The following is a 24,217-nucleotide window of genomic DNA, read 5'->3' on the forward strand; positions in this document are numbered from 1 at the left end:
GGCCCCCGCCCCGAGGCCCGGGGTCCGAGCCCCGAGCGTGAGCCGGATGCGGAGCCCGGGGGCGCGGTCGTCCGAGACGGTCGTCCCATCGGGGACGGCGGTCGGTTCGGGGGAGGTCGTGGTCGGTTCTGGCTTGCGGCGCCGGATGTCGGGGTACCGCCGTAGACTCCTCGTCGTGGCAGGCCGTATTCGCAATGAGGACATCGCGCTCGTCCGCGAGCGCTCGTCCATCGCCGATGTGATCGGTGAGTACCTGCAGCTTCGCAGCGCGGGCGGCGGGAACCTCAAGGGCCTCTGCCCGTTCCATGACGAGAAGTCGCCGTCGTTCAACGTGACGCCGTCCCGCGGGCTGTACTTCTGCTTCGGCTGCGAGGCGGGCGGTGATGTCATCAAGTTCGTCCAGGAGATCGAGCACCTGTCGTTCAGCGACGCGGTGGAGCGGCTCGCGGTGCAGGCCGGCGTCCACCTCCGCTACGAGGACGGCGGCGGGCGCGGCCCCCGGCAGGACGGCGGCCAGCGCGCCCGGCTGATCGAGGCGCACAAGGCGGCCGCGGAGTACTACACCGAGCAGCTGAAATCGGCGGACGGCGTGATCGGCCGCACCTTCCTCTCCGAGCGCGGCTTCGAAGCGGCGGACGCCGAGCGCTTCGGCGTCGGTTTCGCGCCCCGCGAGTGGGAGGGCCTGGTCCGGCATCTGCGCCAGCGCGGCTTCGCCGACCGCGACATCGTCGCCGGCGGCCTCGCCAAGGAGGGGCGGCGCGGGCCGATGGACCGGTTCCGCGGCCGGCTGATGTGGCCGATCCGCGACCTGTCCGGCGACGTCATCGGGTTCGGCGCACGGCGCCTATATGAGGACGACGACGGCCCCAAGTACCTCAACACCCCCGAGTCGCCGCTCTTCCACAAGGGCTCGGTGCTCTACGGGGCCGACCTGGCGAAGAAGGAGATCGCGAGGCGGCGGCAGGCCGTGGTCGTCGAGGGCTACACCGACGTGATGGCCTGCCACCTGGCGGGCGTCCCGACGGCGATCGCGACGTGCGGGACCGCGTTCGGCGACGAGCACATCAAGGTGCTGCGCCGCCTGCTCATGGACCAGGACGAGTTCCGCGGCGAGGTGATCTTCACCTTCGACGGCGACGCGGCCGGGCGGAAGGCGGCGCTGCGCGCGTTCGACGACGAGCAGAAGTTCGTGTCGCAGACGTTCGTGGCGATCCAGCCGGACGGGCTCGACCCGTGCGACCTGCGGATCCGGCACGGCGACGCGGCCGTCCGCGACCTGGTGGCCTCGCGGCTGCCGCTGTTCGAGTTCGCGGTGCGCAGCGCGATCGAGCAGCACGACCTGGACACCGTGGAGGGCCGGCTGAGCGCGCTGGACGCCGCGGCCCCGGTCGTCGCCGCCATCAAGGACCGGTCGCGGCGGCACATGTACGCCGTCAACCTGGACCGCTGGCTCGGGATCATGGACGAGCAGTTCGTGCTGCGGCGCGTCCGGGAGCTGGCCGCCCGGCGCCACGGCCGCCCCCAGAACGGCAACAACAGGAGCGGCAACAACAGGAGCGGGAGCAATAGGAGCGGCGACAACACGAGCGGGCCCGGTAGAAGCGGAGACCACGGAGCGGCCGACGATCGCGGCGGGGCCGGAAACGGCCGGGCCGGAAACGGCCGCGCGGGTAACGGGCGCGATTCCGGCGGCCCGGTCGAGAATGGCGGCGACGAGAACGGGCGTTACGGGGCCGACGGGGCGGGGGCCGGGCGTCCGGCGTTCGATCCGAGCGATCCGGAGGTGCAGCGGGAGCGCGAGCTGCTGAAACTGGCCGTCCAGCGCCCGGCGGTGCTGGGTCCGGCGTTCGACGACGTCCCGGCGGACGCGTTCATCGCGCCGCCGCACGCCGCCGTCCGCATGGTCATCGCGGACGCGGGCGGAGTGTCCGCGGCGGGCAATGTCGCGGAATGGGTCGCGCATCTCCTGGAGCGGGCCCCGGATGACCAGGTCAGAGACCTGATCACCAAGCTCGGAGTCGAGCCCGCGCGCTCGGCCCATGATTCGGACGACCGTTATGCCGTCGAACTGCTCGCCCGAATACAGGAACGCCAGCTCACCCGCATGATCGCCGACGCGAAATCTAAACTCGGGCGGCTGAATCCGGTCGAGGCCCCCGAGGAGTACCACCGGCTCTTCGGCGATCTTGTCGCGCTTGAGCAGCAGAGACGGGTGTTGCGGGAGCGAGGGCTCGGGTCACAGTAAGTCAAGGGACCGCAAAATAGGTCCTGTGATCTTGGCCCCATCTGACGCAAACTGTCTGGGTGGGCCCTTCGGTGCTGCCAAGCGAGGCGCCATCGGTTGATCAGGTGGCGGACCTCGTCGCACGTGGTAGAGAACGCGGCGGCGTGACCGTCGAGGACGTTGCTGCCGCGCTCGATCGCTCGGACTTGCCGGACGACTCCCTGGAACGGGTCGTCCGGATGCTCGCAGAGCAGGGGGTGGAGGTTCTCGAGTCTCAGCAGGAGACCGAGGACGTCGCGCGAGCGGACGAGGGTGACCTCGGCAAGCGGGCGCCGACGAGCGACCTGGTTCGGATCTACCTGAGAGAGATCGGTCGCGTACCGCTTCTCACGGCAGAAGATGAAGTAGAACTCGCGAAATCGATCGAGGCGGGATTGTTCGCCGAGGAGAAGATGGCGCAGACCGCCGTCCTCGCCCGCGGTGAACTGCTCGACCTCGAACAGCTCTCCCGCGAGGGCACGCGGGCGAAGCAACGCCTGATCGAGGCCAACCTCCGGCTGGTGGTCTCGATCGCGAAACGCTACGTGGGCCGGGGAATGCTGTTCCTCGACCTGATTCAGGAGGGAAATCTCGGACTGATCCGTGCGGTCGAGAAATTCGACTACACCAAGGGGTTCAAGTTCTCGACCTACGCCACCTGGTGGATCCGGCAGGCGATCACCCGCGCGATCGCCGACCAGGCCAGAACGATCCGGATCCCCGTGCACATGGTCGAGACGATCAACAAGCTGGTCCGGGTGCAGCGGCAGCTCCACCAGGACCTCGGCCGCGAACCCACCCCCGAGGAGATCGGCCTGGAGATGGGGCTGTCGCCCATCCGGGTCGTGGAGATCCAGCGGATAGCGCAGGAACCGGTCTCGCTGCAGTCGCCGATCGGTGAGGAAGACTCCGATCTCGGCGACTTCATCGAGGACGCGGACGCCGTGGTGCCGATCGAGGCCGCGGCGTTCATCCTTCTCCAGGACCAGTTGGAGGACATCCTGGGCACGCTGTCGGAACGGGAGCAGCGCATCATCCAGCTGCGCTTCGGCCTGACCGACGGGCATCCGCGCACATTGGAGGAGGTCGGCAGGGAGTTCGGAGTGACGAGGGAGCGGATCCGCCAGATCGAGTCGAAGACCCTGGCGAAGCTGCGCCACCCGTCCCGCGCTCAGATGCTGCGCGAATATCTGGACTGACGCCGACCCGGCGAAGCCGCCCCCGAAGCCGGAACGGGCCAGGCCGAGCCGACACCGCCGGACAGTGACGAACCGAGAGAGCGACACGACGACCGCCCTCCCAGCCGGACCGCCGGGAGGGCGGTCGCCTGCACCCCCCTCTGTGCACGCTCTGGACGTCTGTCGGCGTTGGTCTGACTGCGGAGTTGCGGGTGGCGGTTGAGGGCAATGCGTCGCATTTCGTCCGGACGGTGATTTACCGTGGTGGACATGCTGATCGTGACGACTGATGGCGTGGCGGGGTACGAGATCAGAAGCGTGCTCGGAGAGGTCCTCGGGTCGGCCGTGCAGGCCGACCAGGGCGCCGCGCCGCAGCCCGGGCACGGCGGGAGCAGCGCCACGTTCCGGGTGACGGGGGAGCAGCCGGCGGCCGGGCTCGGCGCCGCCCGCCGCGAGGCGGTGGACCGGCTCGGCGAGGAGGCGCGCCGCAAGGGCGCGAACACCGTGGTCGGCATGCGGTTCGACACGGCCGCGGTCGGCGGTGGCCTCGAGGTCTGCGCGTACGGGACGGCGGTCTGGGCCGAGCCCGCGCAGGCGCAGCCGCGCGACCAGGCGCCGCAGAAGCAGCAACCGCACCCTCAGCAGCAGACGCAGCCCCCGCCGTACGGCGACCCGCAGCCCGGCGGCCCCCCGATGGTCGCCCGCAACCTCACCATGGGCCTCCACGACCGCCCCCGCTGACCCGCGACGCCCCGACAGCCCCTGCCCGTGACCGGCCCGCTCGTGACCGGCCTGTTCGCGGACGGTCTGATCGTGCCGGTCCGTTTGACTATGCCTGGGCGGCGCGTTCTGCGCGGATTCGGGCTACGACGTCGCCGGCGGCGGTTTTGATGGATTCCAGTTCCTGCAGGTAGGCCCAGTAGTCCGGGTGGGTGCCGGTGAGGCGGCTCGGCGCCTTCTCGATGCGTTCGACGAGCGAGTCGAGCACCCGGACGTGCTGCGGCGCGGGGCCGCCCGGCTGGGCCATGGCCAGCCGCTGCGCGTCCCGGACGGCGAACTGGACGCTCTGCACCGGCTTGGACGGGTCCGCGGCGACGGCCCTCAGCTCGTCGACCCGTCCGGTGACCTGGCCGGCGCGGCGGTCGGCGGCGTTCAGCTCGGTGCGGGCGGCGGTGAGCGCCTGCTGAGCCTGCTTCCATTCGGCGCGGGACGTGTGCGCGGACGCCTCGTTCAGCCGTTCCCGCGCCCGCGTCACGGCCGACTCGATCGACTCCGGCGCGCCCTTCAGGTCCTGCCAGCACGCCTGCGAGTAGCCGCGCAGCAGGACCTTCATCGCGTCCTTCACGGGCCCTACACGGTTCGCGACGACGTCCACGCGGGTGCGGGCCGACGCGAGCGAGTTGCGGACCTTCTGCGCCATCTGCGGCAGCTCCGCGGCGGCCTCGTGCGCCCGCGCGGCGATCTCGCGGACCTCCTCGGCCTTGCGGATCGCCCCGTCCAGGCCGAGCCCGCCGAGCCCCTGCGAGCCGAGCTGCGCGAGGATCTGCTTCGCCTTGGCCAGTTCGGCCTCCGGGTCGGAGGCGTCCATCCCCGCGTCCGCGGCGGCGGTCACGGCGGCGTCGGCGGCGGCGACCGCGTCGCGGGCGGCGGTCAGGCGGGGCGGGAGCTGGTCGAGGGCGGCCTCCAGCCGCGCCATCTTCGGGGCGAGGCGCTCGGCGAAGCCGTTCAGGTTCCGGGTGATGTGCTGGAGCCGCTCGGTGGACGCGACGAACGCGCGGCGGGCGGCGTCGTACTCGGCGGGTGTCCGGTCCTGGTCATCGAGGTCGTGCGCGTCGAGGACGGAGATGTAGGCGACCGCGGCGGCGTCGGCGGACTCGGCCAGCCCCGTGAACTCCCGCCGGACGGGCTCGGCGGCCTTGGCGTCCAGGTCCTCGAACACGGTGACGCGACCGTCGATGTACTTCTGCGCCTGGTCCATGTCGTAGAAGGCGGTCGACGCCGCCTCCCTGGCCTCGATCGCCCCGGAAGCCGCCTGCGCCCCCCGGTTCCGGCGGCGCTGGTCGCCCGCTCCTCGCAACGCTGCCTCCCCTCGTCCCTGCCCAGTGAACACTCTTCCTTCCCGGTCTGCCCGCACGGGCGGCGCCGCGGCGGACAGGCCGGACGAAGAACGCTCAGTCTGGCCGTCCCTGCCCAGTCTGACGCAGACGGCCGGGATTTCGCGCGCCCGACCCGTCTCGTGTATGGGGAATTGGGCGGGTCTTCGGGTTAATGCTCCGCTGCGACTGGAACGGATAGCATCGCTCCTACGTCGGAAAGGCTGGGCGCCGGGGCGGCGTCCGAAACAGCGGCATGCGATCTTGGAGGCCCATCGTGGGTGTCAGTCTCAGCAAGGGCGGCAACGTATCGCTCACCAAGCAGGCCCCCGGCCTGTCCGCGGTCACCGTCGGTCTTGGCTGGGACCTGCGCACCACGACCGGCACCGACTTCGACCTGGACGCGTCCGCGATGGTGCTGGACGGCTCCGGCAAGATCATCACCGACCAGCACTTCGTGTTCTTCAACAACCTCCGGACCCCGGACGGCGCGGTCGAGCACACCGGCGACAACACCACCGGCGCCGGCGAGGGCGACGACGAGCAGCTCAAGATCAACTTCGGTGCGATGCCGGCGACGGCCGAGCGGGTGGCGTTCGCCGTGTCGATCTACGAGGCCGACGGCCGGAGCCAGAACTTCGGGCAGGTCCGCAACGCCTACATCCGCGTCCTGAACCAGAGCGACGGCGCGGAGATGGCCCGGTACGACCTGTCCGAGGACGCCTCGATGGAGACCGCGATGGTCTTCGGCGAGCTGTACCGTTCCGGGACGGAATGGAAGTTCCGCGCGGTCGGCCAAGGGTACGCGTCGGGGCTGGCCGGCATCGCGATGGACTTCGGCGTCAACCTCTAGACGACGGCGGCTCTTCTAGAAGACACCGGTCTGGAAGACACCGAACTCTCCCAGAAGACACAGACTCTCCAGGAAGGGAGTGGCCCGAACATGGGGGTTTCACTCGCCAAGGGCGGCAACGTCTCGCTGACGAAGGCCGCCCCCAACCTCACCGCGGTCACCGTCGGCCTCGGCTGGGACGTCCGCGCCACCACCGGCGCGGACTTCGACCTCGACGCGTCCGCGCTGATGCTCGCCTCCACCGGCAAGGTCATGTCCGACCAGCACTTCGTGTTCTTCAACAACCTGAAGAGCCCGGACGGGTCCGTCGAGCACACCGGCGACAACCTGACCGGTGAGGGCGAGGGCGACGACGAGTCCATCAACGTCGACCTCAACACCGTGCCCGCCGAGTGCGAGCGCATCGTGTTCCCCGTGTCGATCTACGACGCCGACAACCGGCACCAGAGCTTCGGCCAGGTCCGCAACGCCTTCATCCGGATCGTCAACCGGTCCGACGGCAACGAGCTCGCGCGCTTCGACCTCACCGAGGACGCGTCCACCGAGACCGCGATGGTCTTCGGCGAGCTGTACCGGCACAGCGGAGAGTGGAAGTTCCGCGCGGTCGGCCAGGGGTACGCCTCCGGTCTCGCCGGAATCGCCGTCGATTTCGGCGTCAACGTAGGCTGAGGGTCAACGTAGGCTGAGGGACCAACGTGGGGTGAGGCTCAACATTGGCTGAGGCGTCGACGCCGGCTGACCGCCGGCGCCCCCGCATCCCCGGCCGCCACGCCCGGCCGACCTTCCTAGCAGAAATACGCGCATGATTCTTCGCACCTTCGGGTGGTCCTTCGGCGTCACGGCCGCGGGTCTGCTCATCGCTCTGTTCTATGGCGGGCCGTCCGGGCTGGCCCTGGTCGCCGTGCTGGCCGTCCTCGAGATCTCGCTGTCGTTCGACAACGCCGTGGTCAACGCCAAGGTGCTCGACCGCATGAGCCCGTTCTGGCAGAAGATCTTCCTGACGATCGGCATCGCGATCGCGGTGTTCGGCATGCGGCTGGTCTTCCCGCTGCTGATCGTCGGGATCACGGCCAAGCTGAACCCGTACGAGGCGTTCGACCTGGCGTTGAACGACTCGGACCGGTACCACCACCTGATGGAAGACGCCTACCCGATGATCGCGGCGTTCGGCGGCATGTTCCTGATGATGCTGTTCCTGGACTTCGTGTTCGAGGAGCGCGCCAACAAGTGGCTGCCCTGGCTGGAGCGCCCGCTCGCGAGGATCGGCAAGCTCGACCAGCTCGCGGTGGTCGTCGCCGGCGGCTCGCTGGCGTTCGTCTCGTGGCTGGCCGCGGACGACCCGGGCGAGGTCATGATCTCGGGCGTGCTCGGCATGGTGACCTACATCCTGGTCAACGGGCTCGGCGAGCTGTTCTCCGGCGCGGGCGAGGACGACGACGAGGGCGAAGGCGGCGAGGCGTCCGCCGGACGGTCCGGGCCGAGTTCGCTGGCCCTGGCCACCGGCAAGGCCGGGTTCTTCCTGTTCCTGTACCTGGAGGTGCTGGACGCCTCGTTCAGCTTCGACGGCGTCATCGGCGCGTTCGCGATCAGCACCGACCCGATCGTCATCGCGCTGGGCCTCGGCATCGGCGCCATGTACATCCGGTCGCTGACGGTCTTCCTCGTCCGCAAGGGCACCCTGCACGAGTACGTGTACCTGGAGCACGGCGCGCACTGGGCGATCGGCGCCCTCGCGGTGTGCATGCTGGTCAGCATCGGCCACCACGTCCCCGAGTGGATCACCGGCGGGCTCGGCGCGGGGCTGATCATCGCCGCGTTCGTCAGCTCGGTCGTCCGGAACCGTGCCGTGGGCGAGGGCGCCCCCGGCGAACCGCCCGGCGGGGACGGCGCCGAGAAGCCGCTGGAGCCCAGCACCAAGATCCAGTAGTAGCCGCCGTCCGGATGCGCCGGCGTCCGGAGGTGGAGGCCGTCCGCCGGCGGATACCGCTCATCGGCAGATCCCCAGCCCGCGACACACATCGATCACCAAGGGAGCCGAACGATGTCCATCTCGCTGCAGAAGGGGCAGAAGGTCTCGCTGACCAAGCCCGGCGGAGGCACGCTCACCCGGGTCAGGATGGGCCTCGGCTGGGACGCCGTCGCCAAGAAGGGCCTGTTCGGGAAGGGCAAGGCCCGCAACATCGACCTGGACGCCTCCTGCCTGCTGTTCGACGGCAGCGGCAACCTCGCCGACCAGGTGTGGTTCCGGCAGCTGCGCAGCAAGGACGGGTCCGTCCAGCACACCGGCGACAACCTGACCGGCGCGGGGGAGGGCGACGACGAGGTCATCAACGTCGACCTGCAGAACGTCCCGGCCAACGTGACCCAGCTGGTGTTCACGGTGAACTCCTTCACCGGCCAGGACTTCACGCAGATCGCGAACGCGTTCTGCAGGCTGGTGGACGAGTCCACGGGGCAGGAGATCGCGCGCTACGACCTGACCGGCGCCGGGCAGCACAACGCGCAGATCATGGCGAAGGTGTCGCGGGACGGCGACGGCTGGTCGATGACGGCGATCGGGGCGACGGCGACCGGCCGGACGTTCCAGCATCTGCTGCCGGCCGTGTCGACGCACCTGTGACCAGCGTCTGACGGGGCGTCCATGCGGCATTTCGACCACATCGACGCCGCGCGTCGTAAGCACCTGTTCTACCGCCATCCGCGCCCGTTCGACCGGCATGACGACCCGGCGGTGCTGGGGGTGGCGCTGGGGGCGACGCTCTACAGCCCCGCCACCCGGCCCGTCCTCGCCGACGACATCGAGCGGGCGGCGGGGCGCGGCGTGATGAGCATGGTGGTGTGCCTGGAGGACGCGATCGCCGACGACGAGGTCGCGGCCGGCGAGGCGAACCTGGTGGCGCAGCTGCGGGCGCTGTACGGCCGCGGCGGCACGGCGACGCGGGACGTGCCGCTGCTGTTCGTCCGGGTCCGCGATCCCCGCCAGATCGGCGACCTGATCGGCCGGCTGGGCGACGCGGCCGCGCTGGTCAGTGGTTTCGTGCTGCCGAAGTTCACCGCGACGGCCGGTGGAGCGTTCCTCGACGCGCTGGAGGACGCCGCCGCCCGGACGGGCCAGCGGCTCCTCGCGATGCCGGTGATCGAGAGCCCGGAGGCGGTGTACGCGGAGACCCGCACCGAGATGCTGAACGACGTGGCGCGGCTGCTCGCGAAGCACCGGCGGCGGATCCTGGCCGTCCGGATCGGCGCGACCGACATGTCCGCGGCGTACGGGCTGCGCCGCCCGCCCGACCTGACGATCTACGACATCCGGCCGGTCGCGGGCGTGATCTGCGACGTGGTGAACATCCTGGGCCGCGCCGACGGCACCGGATATGTCGTGACCGGCCCGGTCTGGGAGTACTTCGCGGCGGGGGAGCGGATGTTCAAGCCGCAGCTCCGGCAGTCGCCGTTCGACGCGCAGCGGGCGGCTCCGCTGCGGCAGCGGCTGATCACGTCCGACCTGGACGGGCTGATCCGCGAGGTGCATCTGGACAAGGCGAACGGCCTCACCGGCAAGACCGTGATCCATCCGAGCCATGTCGCGGCCGTGCACGCGCTGTCGGTGGTGACGCACGAGGAGTACTGCGACGCCGCCGATATCCTGGGCGTCAGCGGGGGAGGTGCGATGGCCAGCTCCTACGCCAACAAGATGAACGAGGCGAAGCCGCACCGCGCCTGGGCGCAGCGGCTGATGCTGCGCGCCCGCGTGTTCGGCGTGGCAGCGGAGGGCGTCACGTTCGTCGAGCTCCTGGAAGCGGCGGGCAGCCGGTGACCGCCGCCTCGGATGCTGTTTCCGCCGGCTGGGCCGGTTCGTGGGTGGCGTCGCGGCTCGGTGTGCGGCTCCTGGACGGGGCGCGTCCTGCTGGTGTGGGGCTTGCGGATCTGGTCGGGCTGGCGGTGCGGCGCAATCCGCGGCGTGCACATCTGCTGGTTTCGGCGGTGCTGGGCAAGCACATCCCGACCGACCCTCGGCTCGTGTACGGATCTGGGCTTTTGCTCGGGGAGCTTGTGCGCGCGCGCCTGCGCGGTGACGAGCCGTCGCGTCCCGGCGCTCTTCTCGCCGACGCCCTGCGGGGCGTTCCAGGGACGGCGGCCGGGCTGCGTGACCACCTGCGGGCGCCGCACCTTCCTGTGGACGCGGTCGTGCTGGGCTACGCGGAAACGGCCACCGCCCTTGGGCATTCAGTGGCGGACGCCCTGGGCGGTGCCTACTACCTGCACTCGACTCGCCGTCCGGTCATGGGCTTCGCCACGTACGGAGGGTTCGAGGAGGAGCACAGCCACGCCACGAGCCACCTCCTGCTGCCCGCCGATTCCGCGTCCCTCGACCGTGATGTGCCGGTCGTGCTGGTGGACGACGAGCTCTCCACTGGACGGACGGTCCTGAACACCATTGAGGCGTTGCATGCCGTCCGTCCCAGGAGTCGTTACGTCGTGGCAGCCCTGGTCGACCTGCGCGGGCCTGCCGACAAGGCGCGGATGGACGATCTCGCCGATCAGCTTGGTACTCGCATAGACGCGATGGCATTGGCCCAAGGGCAGGTCGAACTTCCGGAAGGCATCCTGGAGGCCGGGCAGACGCTAGTCGGCGAGATCAGCGAAATCAGCGCGCGGGGTACCCGTCTGGACGCGTCCACTAGGGCGTTCGAGGTGTCGCGAGTCGAACTGGAATGGCCCGCTGGGCTGCCGGACGGTGGACGGCACGGATTCCTGCCCGAACACCGGGATCTCCTGGAGAAAGACCTGGCACGGATGTCCGACGTCATCGCGTCCGGTATGGGAGACGGGGCCTCCCGCGTGCTGGTGCTGGGGTTCGAGGAGCTGATGTACGCGCCGCTGCGCCTGGCCGAAGCGCTCGCCGATGCGCTGCCCGGCGTGGACGTCCGGTACTCGACGACCACGAGGTCGCCCGTCCTCGCCGTCGACGACCCCGGCTACGCCATCAGGACGCGCCTGGCCTTCCCGTCCCATGACGACTCGGCCGACGGCCCGGGGGAGCGCTACGCCTACAACGTCTCCCCGGCATCCGACCGCGACGGATTCGACCGCATCGTGTTCGTCGTGGACGACGTCGGCGACACCCCGGCGCTCACCAGCGGCCTTCTGCGGCGGTTGCGCGCGTTGGCGCCCACGCTGGTCGCGACCGTCCCCGCGAGGGCGAGGAGACTCGCGTGAAGCCGCTGTACGGGCCAACCTTCGGGAGCTATCCGGCGGAGGACGTCGCGTGGCTGCTCAAGGACCTCTCGCACGTCCGGCTCGAAGCGCCCACTGAGGAGCGTGAGGCGGCCATCCAGGCGGGCCGTGCCCATTACGCGGAGTCTTTGCCGGTGGAGTACCAGCCGGGCCCCGAGTACCGCCAGCTCTTCCACAGGGCGCTCGACGCCTCGGCGGAGCGGATCGCGTACGCGACGGGCCTGGTCATGGAGATGATCCTCGCCGAGGGGGGCCCGGGCACGGTGCTGGCGTCACTGGCCCGCGCCGGCACGCCGGTCGGGATCCTGATGCGGCGCTGGGCGCGGTTCTCGCACGGCCTGGACGTTCCGCACTACACGCTCAGCATCGTCCGGGGACGCGGGATCGACACGGTGGCCCTGCGCTACCTCGCCGAACACCACGACCCGGCGTCCGTGATGTTCGTGGACGGCTGGACGGGCAAGGGCGCCATCACGCGGGAGCTGACCGCCGCGCTCGCCTCGCACCCGTTCCGTCCCGATCTGGCGGTGCTGGCCGACCCCGGGCGCTGCACATCCCTCTACGGGACGCGCGACGACTACCTGATCCCGTCCGCCTGCCTCAACTCGACCGTGTCCGGCCTGGTGAGCCGGACGGTCCTGAACGCCGACCTGATCGGCCCCGGCGACTTCCACGGCGCGAAGTTCTACGCCGACCTGGCGGACGACGACGTCTCAGCCCTCTTCCTCGACACCATCTGCGCGCGCTTCGGGGACGTCGCCGAACGCGTAACGAAAGACCTGCCCGACCTGCGGGCCGCTGACCGGACACCCGACTGGTCGGGCTGGGAGGCCGTCCGCCGGTGCGCCCACGCCGACGGCATCGACGACCTGAACCTCGTTAAGCCGGGCATAGGCGAGACCACGCGCGTCCTTCTGCGCCGTGTTCCCTGGAAGGTGCTCGTCCGTGAGGACGCGGGCCCGGAAGTCACGCACATCAGGCTCCTGGCAGAAGAACGCGGAGTACCCGTCATAGAGGTCGAACAAGACCGCTTCCCCTACGCCTGCGTGGGATTCATCCATCCGCGGTTCGGCAAGGGAGCCGTCCAGTGACCGTCCTGGTGTGCTCCGACCTCGACCGCACGCTCATCTACTCCGCCGCTGCGTTCGCCTTGGACGGGCCCGACGAGACGATGCCGCGCCTACTGTGCGTGGAGTTCTACCAGGGCGCGCCCCTGTCCTACATGACGGAGGCGTCCGCGCGCACACTGGAGGCCCTGGCGAAGGCGGCGACGTTCGTCCCGACGACGACACGGACACCGGAGCAGTACCGGCGCGTGCAGCTGCTGGAGAAACCCGCCTCGTACGCCATCTGCGCGAACGGTGGCCACCTGCTCGTGGACGGCGAGGACGACGCGGAATGGGCGGCGTCCGTCCGGGTGCAGGTCGCCGGTGGGTGCGCACCGCTCGCGGCCGTCCAGGAACACCTCGTCCAGGTGAGCGGTGACTTCGTCCTGAAGAGACGCGTAGCCTCCGACCTGTTCGCCTACGCGGTCGTAGACCGGGCCGCGCTCCCGCCGAGCTGGGTGGACGATCTCACAGGCTGGTGCGCCGAACGCGGCTGGCGGACGTCCCTGCAAGGCCGCAAGGTGTACTGCCTGCCCACCGGCCTGACGAAGGCCGCGGCGGCAGAGGAGATCGCCCGCCGGACGGGCGCGTCCACGACCCTCGCCGCCGGCGACTCCCTTCTCGACATCGAGCTGCTCGAAACCGCCGACGTCTCGATCCGCCCGGCGCACGGCGAGCTGCACGACACCGGCTGGACGTCCCCGACCACCGAAGTCACCGCCGCTCGCGGCGTCCTGGCAGGTCAGGAGATCGCGGACTGGCTGCTGGAGCGCGCGGCCGCGCCATGACGCGGGGCTGTAAATATTCACGGTCAAGGCACGCGGACCGTTGACAAGCGACGTCCTCCAAAGGGTCGCAGCGGCGGCGTTCTGAGGTGACAATCACGGTGAGTCCCCGGCGGCTCAGGAACCCGACAACCAGGAGCCTGCCTTTCGCCAGGAGGAGGTCACCCTGATCAGATGAGCACCCGTCTGACCGGCGACGAGACCGCGCTGTGGAAGGCCGCGGCCAGGGTGCTCGACGCGAACTGGACCGGGACGGCCACCGCCGCGTCCCCAGGCCTCTACCCGCACCAGTGGAGCTGGGACTCGGCGTTCATCAGCATGGGCCTCGCCCGCCACCGCCGCGACCGCGCCGAAGCCGAACTGCTCACGCTGTTCCGCGGCCAATGGGCCGACGGGATGCTCCCGCACATCGTGTTCAACACCAGCCTGGCCCGCCACGCCTTCTTCCCGGGCCCCGAGCTGTGGCGCAGCGAACGGCAGCCGTCCGCGCCGCACGGCGTCCACACGTCCGGCCTCACGCAGCCGCCGCTGCACGCCCTCGCCGCGCTCCGCCTGCACGAATGCGCCACCGACGCGGACAGCAGCCGGGCGTTCCTCGCCCGCCTCCACCCGCTGCTCACCGCCCAGCACCGCTACCTCGCCTGCGCCCGCGACCTCGGCGGGAGCGGCCTCATCACGATCTGCCACCCGTGGGAGTCGGGCCTGGACAACAGCCCCGCCTGGGACCGTCCCCTCGGCGCCCTGCACCTCCCCCCGACCGCGTACGCGCCCGCGCAGCGTCCGCACACCCTGCCGACCGGCGAGGACTACGACCGGTACGTGTGGCTCGTCGCGCTCATGCGCGAAGCCGGATACCGTCCCGGCTACCTCCGCGACGAGCACCCGTTCGCCGTCGAGGACCCGCTGGTCAACGCCATCTACCTGGCGTCGGCCCACGCCCTCGCGGAGATCGCCGAGATCGTCGGCGCGGACCCCGTCCCGCACCGCGAATGCGCGCGGCGTGTCCACGACGCGATCCTCGACCGGCTGTGGGACCCCGAGACCGGCTGCTTCCGCGCCCGCGACCTGCGCGACGACCGGCTGCTGCCCGCCATCACCGTCGGCGCGTTCGGCCCTCTCCTCGACCCGGACCTGCCCGCCCCGATCGTCCGCAACCTCGTCGACCTCCTGCTGTCGGCCCGCTTCGCCGGCGCCGCCGGGTACCCCGTGCCCACCTGCGACATCCAGGCCCCCGCGTTCGACCGCGGCGGCTACTGGCGCGGCCCCACCTGGATCAGCACGAACTGGCTGGTCTGGTACGGCGCCCTCGGCCACGACCTGCCCGTCGTCGCCGACCTCCTCTACGGCTCCACGATGCGGCTCGTCCGCCAGTCCGGCTTCCGCGAGTTCTTCGACCCCTTCGACGGCACCGGACGCGGCAGCCACGACTACGCCTGGTCGGCCGCGCTCGTCCTCGACCTGCTGGGCGCCCGCCGCGCACCACAGGCCGCCTGATCGCATACGGTGGCGGCATGCGCCTACTCCGGGGGCTGCCCGCCGGGCTCCGCGACGCCCTCACCCTCGAACGCGGCGAACGCGTCCTCGCCACCGCCCCCACCCGCGGCGGGTCCCACGTCGCCGCCACCACCACCGCCCTGCACCTCCCGACCCCGGAGGGCGGGTTCACGCGCGTCCCGTGGGAACGCGTCGACCACGCGACGTGGAAGGACGGATGGCTGCACGTCCAGGAGACGTCCCGGGCCGAGCACCACGTCCGCCTCACCGACCCGGGTTCGGTGCCGGAGATCGTCCGCGAGCGCGTCACCGCGACCATCGCCGTCAGCCACCAGGCCGTCCTGCCCGGCGGCGGCAAGGTCCGCATCGCCGGCCGGCGCCCGACCACGGGCGGCGACGTCCGCTGGACGTTCGTGTTCGACGCGGGCCTGGACCCGTCCGACCCGGGCCTGCGGGCCCAGGCCGAACAGGTCCTCGAAACTCTGCGCCGCCAGACCGGCCTCTAGCCGGGATAGACCGGCGGCTGATCGTCCTCGGCCTTGTGCCGCCCCGGCACCTGCTGGGGCACCCGCTCCTTCATCTGCCCCGCCTTGCCGCGCGCCGCCCCGGCGAACTCCTCGCCCTTGGCCCGCAGCTTGCCCGCGGCCTCCTGGACGTTCGGGTTCTCCTGCATCTGCTGCGACAGTCGCTTGATCTGCTCATACCGCTCGCGCCCGGCCTTCGTCCCCATGACGTAGCCGATCGCGGCGCCTGCCATGAACATCATGCGAGCTTTCATGTTTACTCCCACTGACGGCTGATTCGTCCCACCCCCATACCCGCCAACACGGCCTCCACCCGTGCCGGGGCGCGAATAACGGGTGCGCGAACAGCCCCGGACATGCGCTAACCTAGACCCGCCGCCAGGGGTGCACGCCCCGGCCGCACGAACGATCCCGCGTAGCTCAATCGGCAGAGCAGCCGGCTGTTAACCGGCAGGTTATTGGTTCGAGTCCAATCGCGGGAGCTGTGCTGTGAGCACATAGTCCCAGGTCAGAGCCCGTCTCGGAGAGCCGAGACGGGCTCTGACGCGTCGTGCCTGACGTACTGCCGACTACTGAGCGCTGATCACGCCCGGGAAGATGCGATCCATCTCCGTGGTGCCGTCCTCCAGCACCGGCCGCAGCTCGTGCCGGTAGACGGTCTCCGTCATGTTGCGCGCCTTCGAGGTCAGGCTCGTCTACGGGCGCTTGCCGGACTTTCTGAAGGAATCGGCGTCCGTGACAGCAAGGACCCGGATGGCCTGGAGCTGTTCCTGGAGCGCGATGAGTTCGCGGCCCTGATGGCGGTTCTGAAGCACTGAGCTTGGGCAGCGGAAATCCCGCGGAATGGTGAGTGGTCGATGGGCGTGACCTGGCGCAAGTCGTCGTGGAGTGGGGTGGACCGAGACAACTGCGGCGAGCTCGCTGGGCTGCATGAGGGTGTGGGTGAGCGTGACGGGGTTTCGGGTGGCCGAAATTGCAGATGCGTGGCCTTGGGAATGGTGGTGTTTGGGTTTGCGAATGGGGATGGGCGGTGGTGTGATTCTTCCGGTTCGGTGGGCTGGAACGGAGGGCGGGCATGGAGACCGGAGCGGTGCTCGGCGGGAGGTACCGGCTCACCACGCGGGTCGGCCAAGGTGGCATGGGGGAGGTCTGGGCCGCCGACGACATGGAGCTGCGGCGGCGGGTCGCGGTGAAGATCGTGGTGGCGGGGCAGGGGGCCTCGGGCGTGCTGACCGACCGGTTGCGGCGGGAGGCGGAGAACGCGGCGCAGTTGCAGCATCCCGGGATCACGGTGGTGCACGACATCGGGGTGCACGAGGGGCAGCCGTTCTTCGTGATGGAGCTGCTGAACGGGACGGACTTCGCCGCGATGCTCGCCCGGAATCCGCACGGGCTGCCCATTGAGCGGGTGCTGGAAACAGGTGCGGCCGTGGCGGATGCGCTCGGGTATGCGCATCGCAGGGGCGTGGTGCATCGGGATATCAAGCCCGCCAATCTGATGGAGCTGGCCGAGGGCGGGGTGAAGATCTGCGACTTCGGGATCTCCCGGTCCGCGGACGCGACCGGGCACCTCACCGCCATGGGCGGAATGATGGCGACTCCCGCCTATACGGCGCCCGAGCAGTACGAGGGACGGCCCGCTGACGCGCGGACCGATCTGTACGCCTTCGGATGCACGCTTTATTCGCTGCTGGTCGGGGGGCCGCCGTTCAGCGGGGACACGATGCCCGCGCTGATGCATCAGCATCTGACCGTCAATCCGGTGCCGCCGTCGCAGCGCAGGGCCGGTGTGCCGGCGGAGCTGGATTGGATCGTGCTCGGCCTGCTGGCCAAGAACCCCGCCGAGCGGCTTTCGTCCGCCGAGGACGTGGGGCGGCGGCTTCGTGCTCTGGCCGGGGCGGCACCTCAGGTGAACGCGCAGTTCGCTCCGCAGCAGCCGCAGTGTGCCCAGCCTGTTCCGGTCGCGCATGGCGCGCCGCCGCCGATGGGCGGCGCTCCCGTACCCGGTTACGGGCCGGGGATGGGCGTCGGGCAGGCGCCTCCACCGATGCCTCCTCGGCAGGCGGCGCCGCGCGGGACGGGGCGGCGGGCCTTCCTGATCGGGGGGCTCGTCCTCGTCGGCGGGGCCGCCGCCGCGGGCGGGGTCTATCTGACGAGGGACACCTTCCGGCGGTCGTCGCCCGAGAGGACGTTGTCCGGTCATACCGACCATGTGTATTCGGTCGCGTTCAGCCCTGACGGCAGGACGCTGGCGTCCGGCGGCAAGGACGGAACCGTGCGGTTGTGGGACGTGTCCGCCGTACGTCCCGTCGCCGTCCTCGACGACTATCCCAACCAGGTCGAGGCGGTGGCCTACAGCCCGGACGGCAAGCTCCTCGCCGCCGCCGGCATGGGGGCCACGATTCAGTTTTGGGACACGGCGTCCAGGCGCGCCGCCTTCGTGCTCAAGCGTGACGCCTTCCAGATCCTGTCGCTGGGGTTCAGCCCGAACGGCAGGATCCTCGCCGCCGGGGGCGACGTCAACGCCACCGTGGAACTGTGGAACATGACCACCCGGCGCGTGATCGGCGGCGTGGGGAACCTGTCCTACGGTGCCGAATCGCTCGCGTTCAGCCCGGACGGCAAGCTCCTCGTGACCGGCGGGAGCGGGGCTCCCCTGGTGCTGTTCGACGTCGCGGCCCGGCGCCGCGTCACCGAGCTGGAGGGCCACGACGACGGCAACTTCGCGGTGGCGTTCAGCCCGGACGGCAAGACCGTCGCCACCGGCGGCGGCGACCACAAGGTGCGGCTGTGGAGCGTGGCCTCCAAGCGGATGACCGGCGAGTACAAGAAGTCCGCCAACTGGGTCAAGGCGGTCGCCTACAGCCCCGACGGCAAGCGCCTGGCGGCGGGCGACGCCGACGGCTCGACCTGGGTGTGGGACCTGGCGACCAACGAGGTCACCGAGTTCAAGGTCCGGGTGATGTCGGTCGAGGCGATCGCGTTCAGCCCGGACGGCAGAACGCTCGCCACCGGCCATGTCGACAACAAGATCCGTCTGTGGCAGGTTTCCTGACGGTGCGGGCAAGCCGCGCTGCGGCGCGGTGAACTGGTGCGGTAGCCAGGTCGTCACAATACGTTGTCGCCAGTGGCGACAGGTGCGCCCCAGTTCGACCCCAGGAGTGTGCGTTGCCCGCTGTACCCGTCCCCTCGCCGCCCCCTGCCCCCGAGGAAGCCGCCACCTGGACGGAGTTCACCGCCAGGCTCCGCGCGCTGTACGAATGGTGCGGACGTCCCAAATACCGGGCGTTGTGCATGCGCTGCCCCGGCCTGTCACCCGCGACGGTCTCCACGCTCATCGGCAAGAACCCGCTCACCAGGCCTCCGGAAACGGCGACGGCCCGCTTCGTCGAAGCCTGCCTCCGCTACGGCGACTGGCCGGACGTCGACGCAGAGGTCGCCCGCTGGACCGTCCACCGCGACCTCATCGCCGGTGGCGAGGGCACCGCCGCGACCAGCGCCGGACCTTCTGACCGGACGGCCGTCGACGGGACGGCCGTCGACGGGACGATCGCCGACGGGACGGCTCCCGGCGGGACGGTCGGTGAAGGGGCGGGTGCTGGCGGTCGCGGAGCCGGCCGGAAGGGACGCCGGTGGCGTGCGTTCGCCGTGGCGGCCGCGCTGGCGGTGGCGGCGGCCGGGACGGCGGCGTTCGTGGCCGGTCGCGGTGATGGGGGCGGCGCGGCCGGGGAGCGGTGTCATTTTCTGCGCGGCACCATCGAGGATCTGCGGACCAAGCAGACGTGGCCGCACATGTTCCAGTGCCCGAACCGGCCGGGGGTCGGCGTGTACGAGAAGGCCGGGTTCGGGGTCGAGGTGGCCGTGCTGGAGACCGATCCGAGCTGGTTCATCTGCTGGACGCGCGGCGAGCGCCATTCCGGCGGCAACGACATCTGGTATTACACGCAGGGTGACCGGGTGACGGCGATGCCGAAGCTGTACGGCTGGGGCTATGTGCCCGCGTCCGATCTCCGGAGCGAGCGTGCGCCCGATCCTGTCATCACCAGGCAGTGCCGCTGACCTGCGGTTTCGCTGTTCTGAACGGTTCGGAACCGATCTTCGGCCGTTCCATGAACCCCGCCGGGCGGCTCGTTGTCTACCCTACGGGGGGTAACCCCGCACGCCGGGCTTTCGGCGTTCACACCCCGCGATCGTCCACGCAATGACGCCTTTGGAAGGGTGACGCGACGGGTGAGCGACCGCGTGAATTTCCGGATCCTGGGGCCGTTGCGCGCCGGTGTCCGCGGGGAGCAGATCGACCTCGGCGGCGACAGGGCGCGGCTGGTCCTCGCCGCTTTGCTCCTCGAACCGGATCGGCCGGTTCCGGTGGAGCGGCTGGTGGACGGTGTGTGGCCGGACGGCCCGCCGGAGTCGGCCCGAACCCAGATCGCCATCGTGGTCTCGGGGTTACGGCGTGCGTTCTGCAAAGCGGGCGGCGGTCGGCAGGTGATCGAGACCGTCCGGCCCGGGTACCGCATATCGGGTGAGAGTGTCACGATCGACGCGCTCGCCGCAGAGCGGCACATCGCCGCGGCGCGGCGGGACGCGGCGGCGCGGCGCCTGACCTCGGCCGCCGGACGGTTCCGTGACGCGCTGGCGCTCTGGGACGGGCCCGTCCTCTCCGGGCTCGGTGGTCCGCTCGTCGAGGCGGGCGCCGTCAGGTGGGGGGAGCTGCGGCTGGCGGCGGTCGAGGAGGCCGCGCAGGTGGAGCTGGCGCTCGGCCGCCACCGGGAGCTGGTGGGCGAGCTGCTGGGGCCGGTGGGCGAGCATCCGTACCGGGAGCGGCTGCGGGCGCTGCTGATGCTGGCGCTGGCGCGGGCGGGACGGCAGAGCGAGGCGCTCGACGTCTACCACGAGGGGCGCCGCAGGCTGGACGAGGAGCTCGGGCTGGAACCGGGGCGCGAGCTGCGGGAGCTCCACGACGCCATCCTGCGGGACGACCCGTCCACGCATCCGGGGACGCCTGTCGCCACGTCCGCACATCCGGGGCCGCCCTGCGCCGTGCCGCGCGGACGTGCACTGCGCTGGCGCCGCACGACGGATCCGGCTCGCGCCCTGCGCTGCTGCTGACGCAAAGCTGCTGCTGACGCAAAGGGGAAGGCCGCCGAGGGCGTGGCGCTCGGCGGCCTTCCTAGGAGGGGGAGGACGTCAGTTCACCCAGCGGTGGGAGCGCATGAGCTGGCCCTCCCAGAAGTTCGTCCGCGTACCGGGCGAGACGGTGCCCCAGTAGCTCTCGTAGTCGGCGAACGAGTAGACCTTCACCTTGCTGTACGAGCCGGTGTAGCCGTTGTTCCACATCGAGGCGACGAGGAACCGCGGGCTGCACCGGACGTCGCCGCCCTGCCAGTCGTCGTCGTTGCCGTACCAGGAGCACTTGATGCCCGTGCCGTTCTTGCCGCTCCAGACACAGAAGTCGCCCTTGGCGCAGGAGCCCTGCCACGCCGCGGCGGTGGCACCGGCCCCGGCGGTCTCGGCCTGTGCGGCGGCGGGAGCCAGGACGGTGGCGAGGCCAGCGACGGCCACGCCGGTCGCGGCGATACGGATCTTCTTCATGTGTCCTCCTACCTCGCCCACTGGTGCGAGCGGATGGAGAGGTTCGCCGCGTTGACCGGCCCGGACGTGACCGGGAGGGGGTCGGAGATCTGGCTGCCGTAGTTGGCGTACCGGTAGAACTTGACCTTGTTGTAGGGGGTGCTGGTGTAGCCGTTGTTCCAGACGCTGTTGACCTTGAAGCCGTACGGCCTGCAGCGGACGGCGCCGCCCTGCCAGTCGGGGTCGTCGCCGTCCCAGGTGCAGCGGGTGCCGGTGGCGTTCTTGCCGCTCCACACGCACACGTCGCCCTTGGGGCAGCCGGCCGTGGTGGCTGTGGTCGTGGCGGCCAGCGCGGCCGACGGCGCGGCCGCGACGACGGCCCCCGCCGCCACCGCGCCGGCCAGCAGCCCGATTCGGATCTTGCTCATGTTCTCCCCGTTTCGTGCCCCCGCCGTCAGGTCTGGCGGGGATCGACGTCGATGACGCTACGGGGGCTCGTTATCGAACGCTTATCGTCCGCGCGGGCCGCGTGTTCGGCACCGCGGCGTTCCGTTTCGGGGGCGCTGGCCGGGTAGATCGTCTGCGACGTGCCTGGCGGAGGGGGGGCTGCGGCGGCGTGGTGGTGCTGGTTGCGGCGTATGCCGTCGCGGCGGTGGGCGTGCCGTGGGCGCTGGGACGGCACGGGCGGGTGATGGCGTGCGCTGCGGCGGTGCTTCCGGCGGTGACGGCCGGGTGGGCCGTGGCGCGGGCGGGCGACGACGTCACGGCGAGCGTCGGGTGGGCGTCCGATCTGGGGCTGGCGATCGACCTGCGGCTGGACGCGCTGTCCGTCGTCATGCTGGTGCTGGTCGGCGGGGTCGGGGCCTTGGTGCTCTGCTACTCGGGCTGGTACTTCGGACGGGCCGAGCGGCTGATGACCGGGACGCTCGTGGCGTTCGCGGGAGCGATGACGGGGCTGGTGCTCGCCGACAACCTCCTCGTCCTGTACGTGTTCTGGGAGCTGACCACCGTCAGCTCGTTCATCCTGATCGGCGCCGCCCGTCCTGACCGGTCGGAGGACAGGCGGGCCGCCACCGAGGCGCTGCTCATGACCACGGCGTTCGGGCTGGTGATGCTGGCCGGGTTCGTGCTGCTCGGCCAGGCCGCGGGGACGTACCAGATCTCGGCGCTGCTCGCCGATCCGCCGGGCGGGGCCGGGGCGGAGGCCGGCGTGGTGCTCGTCCTGCTGGGCGCGTTCGCGAAGTCGGCGCAGGTGCCGCTGCACGCGTGGCTGCCCGCGGCGATGGTCGCGCCGACGCCGGTGAGCGCCTACCTGCACGCCGCCGCGATGGTGAAGGCGGGCGTCTACCTGGTGGCGCGGCTGGCGCCGGCGTTCGCGGAGACGGGCGCCTGGCGGCCGATGGTCGTCGTGGCCGGGCTGGTGAGCCTGATCGTCGGCGGGCTGGTCGCGCTGCGGCAGGACGACCTGAAACGGCTCCTCGCCTACGGGACGGTGAGCCAGCTCGGCCTGCTCATGGTCCTTCTCGGGGACGGGACGCCGACGGCGGCGCTGGCCGGCACGGCCCTGCTGCTCGCCCACGGCGTGTTCAAGGCTCCGCTGTTCCTGGCGGTCGGCGCGCTGGAGCACGAGACGGGGACGCGCCGCGCCGACTGCCTCTCCGGGGCGGGACGGCGGCTGCCGGTGCTCGCGGTCGCGGGGGCGGCGGCCATCGCGTCCATGATCGGGTTGCCGCCGTTCCTGGGGTTCGTCGCGAAGGAGGCGGCGGTCAAGGCCTTCGCGCACGGAGGGCTGGACGCCTTCGTCCTCGCCGGTGTGGTGGCGGGGTCGGCGCTGACCGTGGCCTACGGCGTGCGCTTCCTGTACGGCGCGTTCGGCGGCGCATCGGACGAGGGACGGCACAAGGAGTCGTGGGGCCTGGTCGGGCCGGTCGTGGTGCTGGCGGCGGCGGGGTTCGTCGTGGGCGTGGTTCCGGGTCCGGTGCAGGAACTGGTCGAGCCCTATGCGGCCACGCTGGGGCCGGGGTCTGATTATGAGCTGGCGTTGTGGCATGGGCTGGGGCTGCCGCTGGGGTTGTCCGTGCTGGCGATCGGGGCGGGCGTCGGGGTGTATTTCGCGTTCGGGCGGTCGTTCCCGGCTCGGCCCGTCCGGCGGCGGGTGCCGGACGCGCAGCGGGCGTACGACGGCGTGGTCGAGACGGTGCTCAACGGCGCGCACGCGGTGACGCGGCGCGTGCAGATCGGGTCGCTGCCGGTGTACCTCGGGGTGATCGCGGTGATGGTGCTGGTCCTGCCGGGGACCGCGCTGGCGGCCGGCCTGATCGGCGGGCGCGGGCCGTCCGAGCCGCTGGACACGCTGCGGGCCTGGGACGATCCCGTGCAGCCCGTCCTGTCCGTGGTGGTGGCGGGGTGCGCGCTCGCGGCGGTGCGGGCGCGCAGAAGGCTGTCGGCGGCGCTGCTCCTCGCCGGTGTCGGCTACGGGACGGGCGGGCTCTTCGTCATGCAGGGCGCCCCGGACCTCGCCCTCACGCTGCTGGTCGTGGAGACCCTGTCGCTGATCATGCTGGTGCTGGTGCTGCGGCGGCTGCCGGAGCGGTTCCCGCCGCGTCGCCGCACCACGCCCGGCCGGATCGCCACCGGGGTGATCAGCCTCGGGCTAGGCGGGTTCGTCGCGGTGTTCCTCGTGGTGGCGTCGCTGAGCCGCGGCTCCGATCCGGTCGGCCCGCGGTACGCCGGGCCCGCGGAGGAGGAGGGGGCGAAGAACATCGTGAACCTGATCCTGGTCGAGCTGCGGGCCCTCGACACGCTCGGCGAGATCGTGGTGCTGGGCATCGTGGCGCTCACCGTGTATGCGCTGCTGCGGCGCTTCCGCCCCGCGCGCGAGGCCATGGACCTGCCGGAACAGCAGCGCAACATGCCCGCCGACCTGCAGACCGACCTGCTCAACCCCCGCCACGCCACGGACACCGCCGTGGGATACCTGATGGTGCCGGCCGTGCTGGTGCGGCTGCTGCTGCCGTTCACGCTGCTGGTGTCGTTCTACATGTTCATGCGTGGGCACAACCAGCCCGGCGGCGGCTTCGTGGCGGGCCTGGTGCTCTCCGTGGGCCTGCTGCTGCAG

21 protein-coding genes and 1 tRNA gene are annotated in these 24,217 nt (G+C 71.0%); 18 read left to right on the top strand and 4 right to left on the bottom strand.

Annotated elements, in window-relative coordinates:
• The first annotated feature begins 175 nt into the window (after positions 1–175).
• The 3 genes from dnaG (at position 176) to E1287_RS31545 (ending at position 4,182) form a co-directional block, all read left to right on the top strand.
• Positions 176–2,245 (top strand): DNA primase, encoded by a 2,070-nt coding sequence (dnaG, locus tag E1287_RS31535; RefSeq protein WP_131968923.1) that lies wholly within the window; start codon positions 176–178, stop codon positions 2,243–2,245.
• Between the two features lie 71 nt (positions 2,246–2,316).
• Positions 2,317–3,462: an RNA polymerase sigma factor RpoD gene (gene rpoD / locus E1287_RS31540; RefSeq protein WP_131968942.1), complete on the top strand. Its 1,146-nt coding sequence runs from the start codon at positions 2,317–2,319 to the stop codon at positions 3,460–3,462.
• Positions 3,463–3,711: 249 nt separating this feature from the next.
• Positions 3,712–4,182, top strand: a complete 471-nt coding sequence (locus tag E1287_RS31545; protein WP_131968924.1) for a heavy metal-binding domain-containing protein — start codon at positions 3,712–3,714, stop codon at positions 4,180–4,182.
• Positions 4,183–4,270: 88 nt separating this feature from the next.
• Here E1287_RS31545 and E1287_RS31550 read toward each other — a convergent pair whose 3' ends face one another.
• Positions 4,271–5,518 carry a molecular chaperone DnaJ gene (locus E1287_RS31550; protein ID WP_131968925.1) on the bottom strand — a complete coding sequence of 416 codons (1,248 nt, stop codon included), beginning with the start codon at positions 5,516–5,518 and terminating at the stop codon, positions 4,271–4,273.
• 293 nt (positions 5,519–5,811) lie between these two features.
• On the opposite strand from E1287_RS31550, the gene E1287_RS31555 reads away from it, so the two are divergent.
• The 10 genes from E1287_RS31555 (at position 5,812) to E1287_RS31595 (ending at position 15,510) form a co-directional block, all read left to right on the top strand.
• Positions 5,812–6,387: a TerD family protein gene (locus E1287_RS31555; protein ID WP_131968926.1), complete on the top strand. Its 576-nt coding sequence runs from the start codon at positions 5,812–5,814 to the stop codon at positions 6,385–6,387.
• A 90-nt stretch (positions 6,388–6,477) separates the two neighbouring features.
• Positions 6,478–7,056: a TerD family protein gene (locus tag E1287_RS31560; protein WP_131968927.1), complete on the top strand. Its 579-nt coding sequence runs from the start codon at positions 6,478–6,480 to the stop codon at positions 7,054–7,056.
• A gap of 133 nt (positions 7,057–7,189) precedes the next feature.
• The gene (locus tag E1287_RS31565; RefSeq protein ID WP_131968928.1) at positions 7,190–8,314 is read left to right on the top strand and encodes a DUF475 domain-containing protein; all 1,125 of its coding nucleotides are present in this window, start codon (positions 7,190–7,192) and stop codon (positions 8,312–8,314) included.
• A gap of 114 nt (positions 8,315–8,428) precedes the next feature.
• Positions 8,429–9,007 (top strand): TerD family protein, encoded by a 579-nt coding sequence (locus tag E1287_RS31570; RefSeq protein WP_131968929.1) that lies wholly within the window; start codon positions 8,429–8,431, stop codon positions 9,005–9,007.
• Between the two features lie 21 nt (positions 9,008–9,028).
• Positions 9,029–10,198: an HpcH/HpaI aldolase/citrate lyase family protein gene (locus tag E1287_RS31575; RefSeq protein WP_131968930.1), complete on the top strand. Its 1,170-nt coding sequence runs from the start codon at positions 9,029–9,031 to the stop codon at positions 10,196–10,198.
• Entirely contained in the window at positions 10,195–11,601 is a 1,407-nt protein-coding gene (locus E1287_RS44075) for a phosphoribosyltransferase family protein (RefSeq protein ID WP_165969281.1), read from the top strand. The genes E1287_RS31575 and E1287_RS44075 overlap by 4 nt, the downstream gene beginning before the upstream one ends.
• Entirely contained in the window at positions 11,598–12,710 is a 1,113-nt protein-coding gene (locus E1287_RS44080) for a cysteine protease StiP family protein (RefSeq protein WP_165969282.1), read from the top strand. Before E1287_RS44075 ends, E1287_RS44080 begins: the two co-directional genes overlap by 4 nt.
• Positions 12,707–13,513, top strand: coding sequence for an HAD family hydrolase (locus tag E1287_RS31585; RefSeq protein ID WP_131968931.1), 807 nt, complete (start codon positions 12,707–12,709; stop codon positions 13,511–13,513). Before E1287_RS44080 ends, E1287_RS31585 begins: the two co-directional genes overlap by 4 nt.
• Positions 13,514–13,684: 171 nt before the next feature.
• Positions 13,685–15,004 (top strand): hypothetical protein, encoded by a 1,320-nt coding sequence (locus tag E1287_RS31590; protein WP_131968932.1) that lies wholly within the window; start codon positions 13,685–13,687, stop codon positions 15,002–15,004.
• 17 nt (positions 15,005–15,021) lie between these two features.
• A complete protein-coding gene (locus tag E1287_RS31595) occupies positions 15,022–15,510 on the top strand; it encodes a hypothetical protein (RefSeq protein ID WP_131968933.1) in 489 nt (162 codons plus the stop codon).
• On the opposite strand, the gene E1287_RS31600 is transcribed toward E1287_RS31595, so the two are convergent.
• Positions 15,507–15,782, bottom strand: coding sequence for a YtxH domain-containing protein (locus tag E1287_RS31600; RefSeq protein WP_131968934.1), 276 nt, complete (start codon positions 15,780–15,782; stop codon positions 15,507–15,509). The two genes, E1287_RS31595 and E1287_RS31600, sit on opposite strands and share 4 nt — an antisense overlap.
• A 155-nt stretch (positions 15,783–15,937) precedes the next feature.
• On the opposite strand from E1287_RS31600, the gene E1287_RS31605 reads away from it, so the two are divergent.
• The 4 genes from E1287_RS31605 (at position 15,938) to E1287_RS31625 (ending at position 20,637) form a co-directional block, all read left to right on the top strand.
• Positions 15,938–16,010 (top strand) — tRNA-Asn (locus E1287_RS31605).
• A gap of 593 nt (positions 16,011–16,603) precedes the next feature.
• Positions 16,604–18,583: a serine/threonine-protein kinase gene (locus tag E1287_RS31615; RefSeq protein WP_131968936.1), complete on the top strand. Its 1,980-nt coding sequence runs from the start codon at positions 16,604–16,606 to the stop codon at positions 18,581–18,583.
• A 113-nt stretch (positions 18,584–18,696) separates the two neighbouring features.
• Positions 18,697–19,587, top strand: coding sequence for a hypothetical protein (locus E1287_RS31620; protein WP_131968937.1), 891 nt, complete (start codon positions 18,697–18,699; stop codon positions 19,585–19,587).
• A 171-nt stretch (positions 19,588–19,758) separates the two neighbouring features.
• The gene (locus E1287_RS31625; RefSeq protein WP_165969284.1) at positions 19,759–20,637 is read left to right on the top strand and encodes an AfsR/SARP family transcriptional regulator; all 879 of its coding nucleotides are present in this window, start codon (positions 19,759–19,761) and stop codon (positions 20,635–20,637) included.
• 78 nt (positions 20,638–20,715) lie between these two features.
• Here E1287_RS31625 and E1287_RS31630 read toward each other — a convergent pair whose 3' ends face one another.
• Together E1287_RS31630 and E1287_RS31635 are read right to left on the bottom strand one after the other, a co-directional pair.
• Positions 20,716–21,120 carry a peptidase inhibitor family I36 protein gene (locus E1287_RS31630; RefSeq protein WP_131968939.1) on the bottom strand — a complete coding sequence of 135 codons (405 nt, stop codon included), beginning with the start codon at positions 21,118–21,120 and terminating at the stop codon, positions 20,716–20,718.
• Between the two features lie 8 nt (positions 21,121–21,128).
• Positions 21,129–21,527: a peptidase inhibitor family I36 protein gene (locus E1287_RS31635; protein WP_131968940.1), complete on the bottom strand. Its 399-nt coding sequence runs from the start codon at positions 21,525–21,527 to the stop codon at positions 21,129–21,131.
• A gap of 188 nt (positions 21,528–21,715) precedes the next feature.
• On the opposite strand from E1287_RS31635, the gene mbhE reads away from it, so the two are divergent.
• Positions 21,716–24,217 (top strand): hydrogen gas-evolving membrane-bound hydrogenase subunit E (mbhE, locus tag E1287_RS46440; protein ID WP_131968941.1); only part of this gene is annotated, 2,502 nt, incomplete at its 3' end.

The sequence above is a fragment of the Actinomadura sp. KC06 genome (assembly GCF_004348735.1).
In the GTDB taxonomy this organism is placed as follows: Bacteria; Actinomycetota; Actinomycetes; order Streptosporangiales; family Streptosporangiaceae; genus Spirillospora.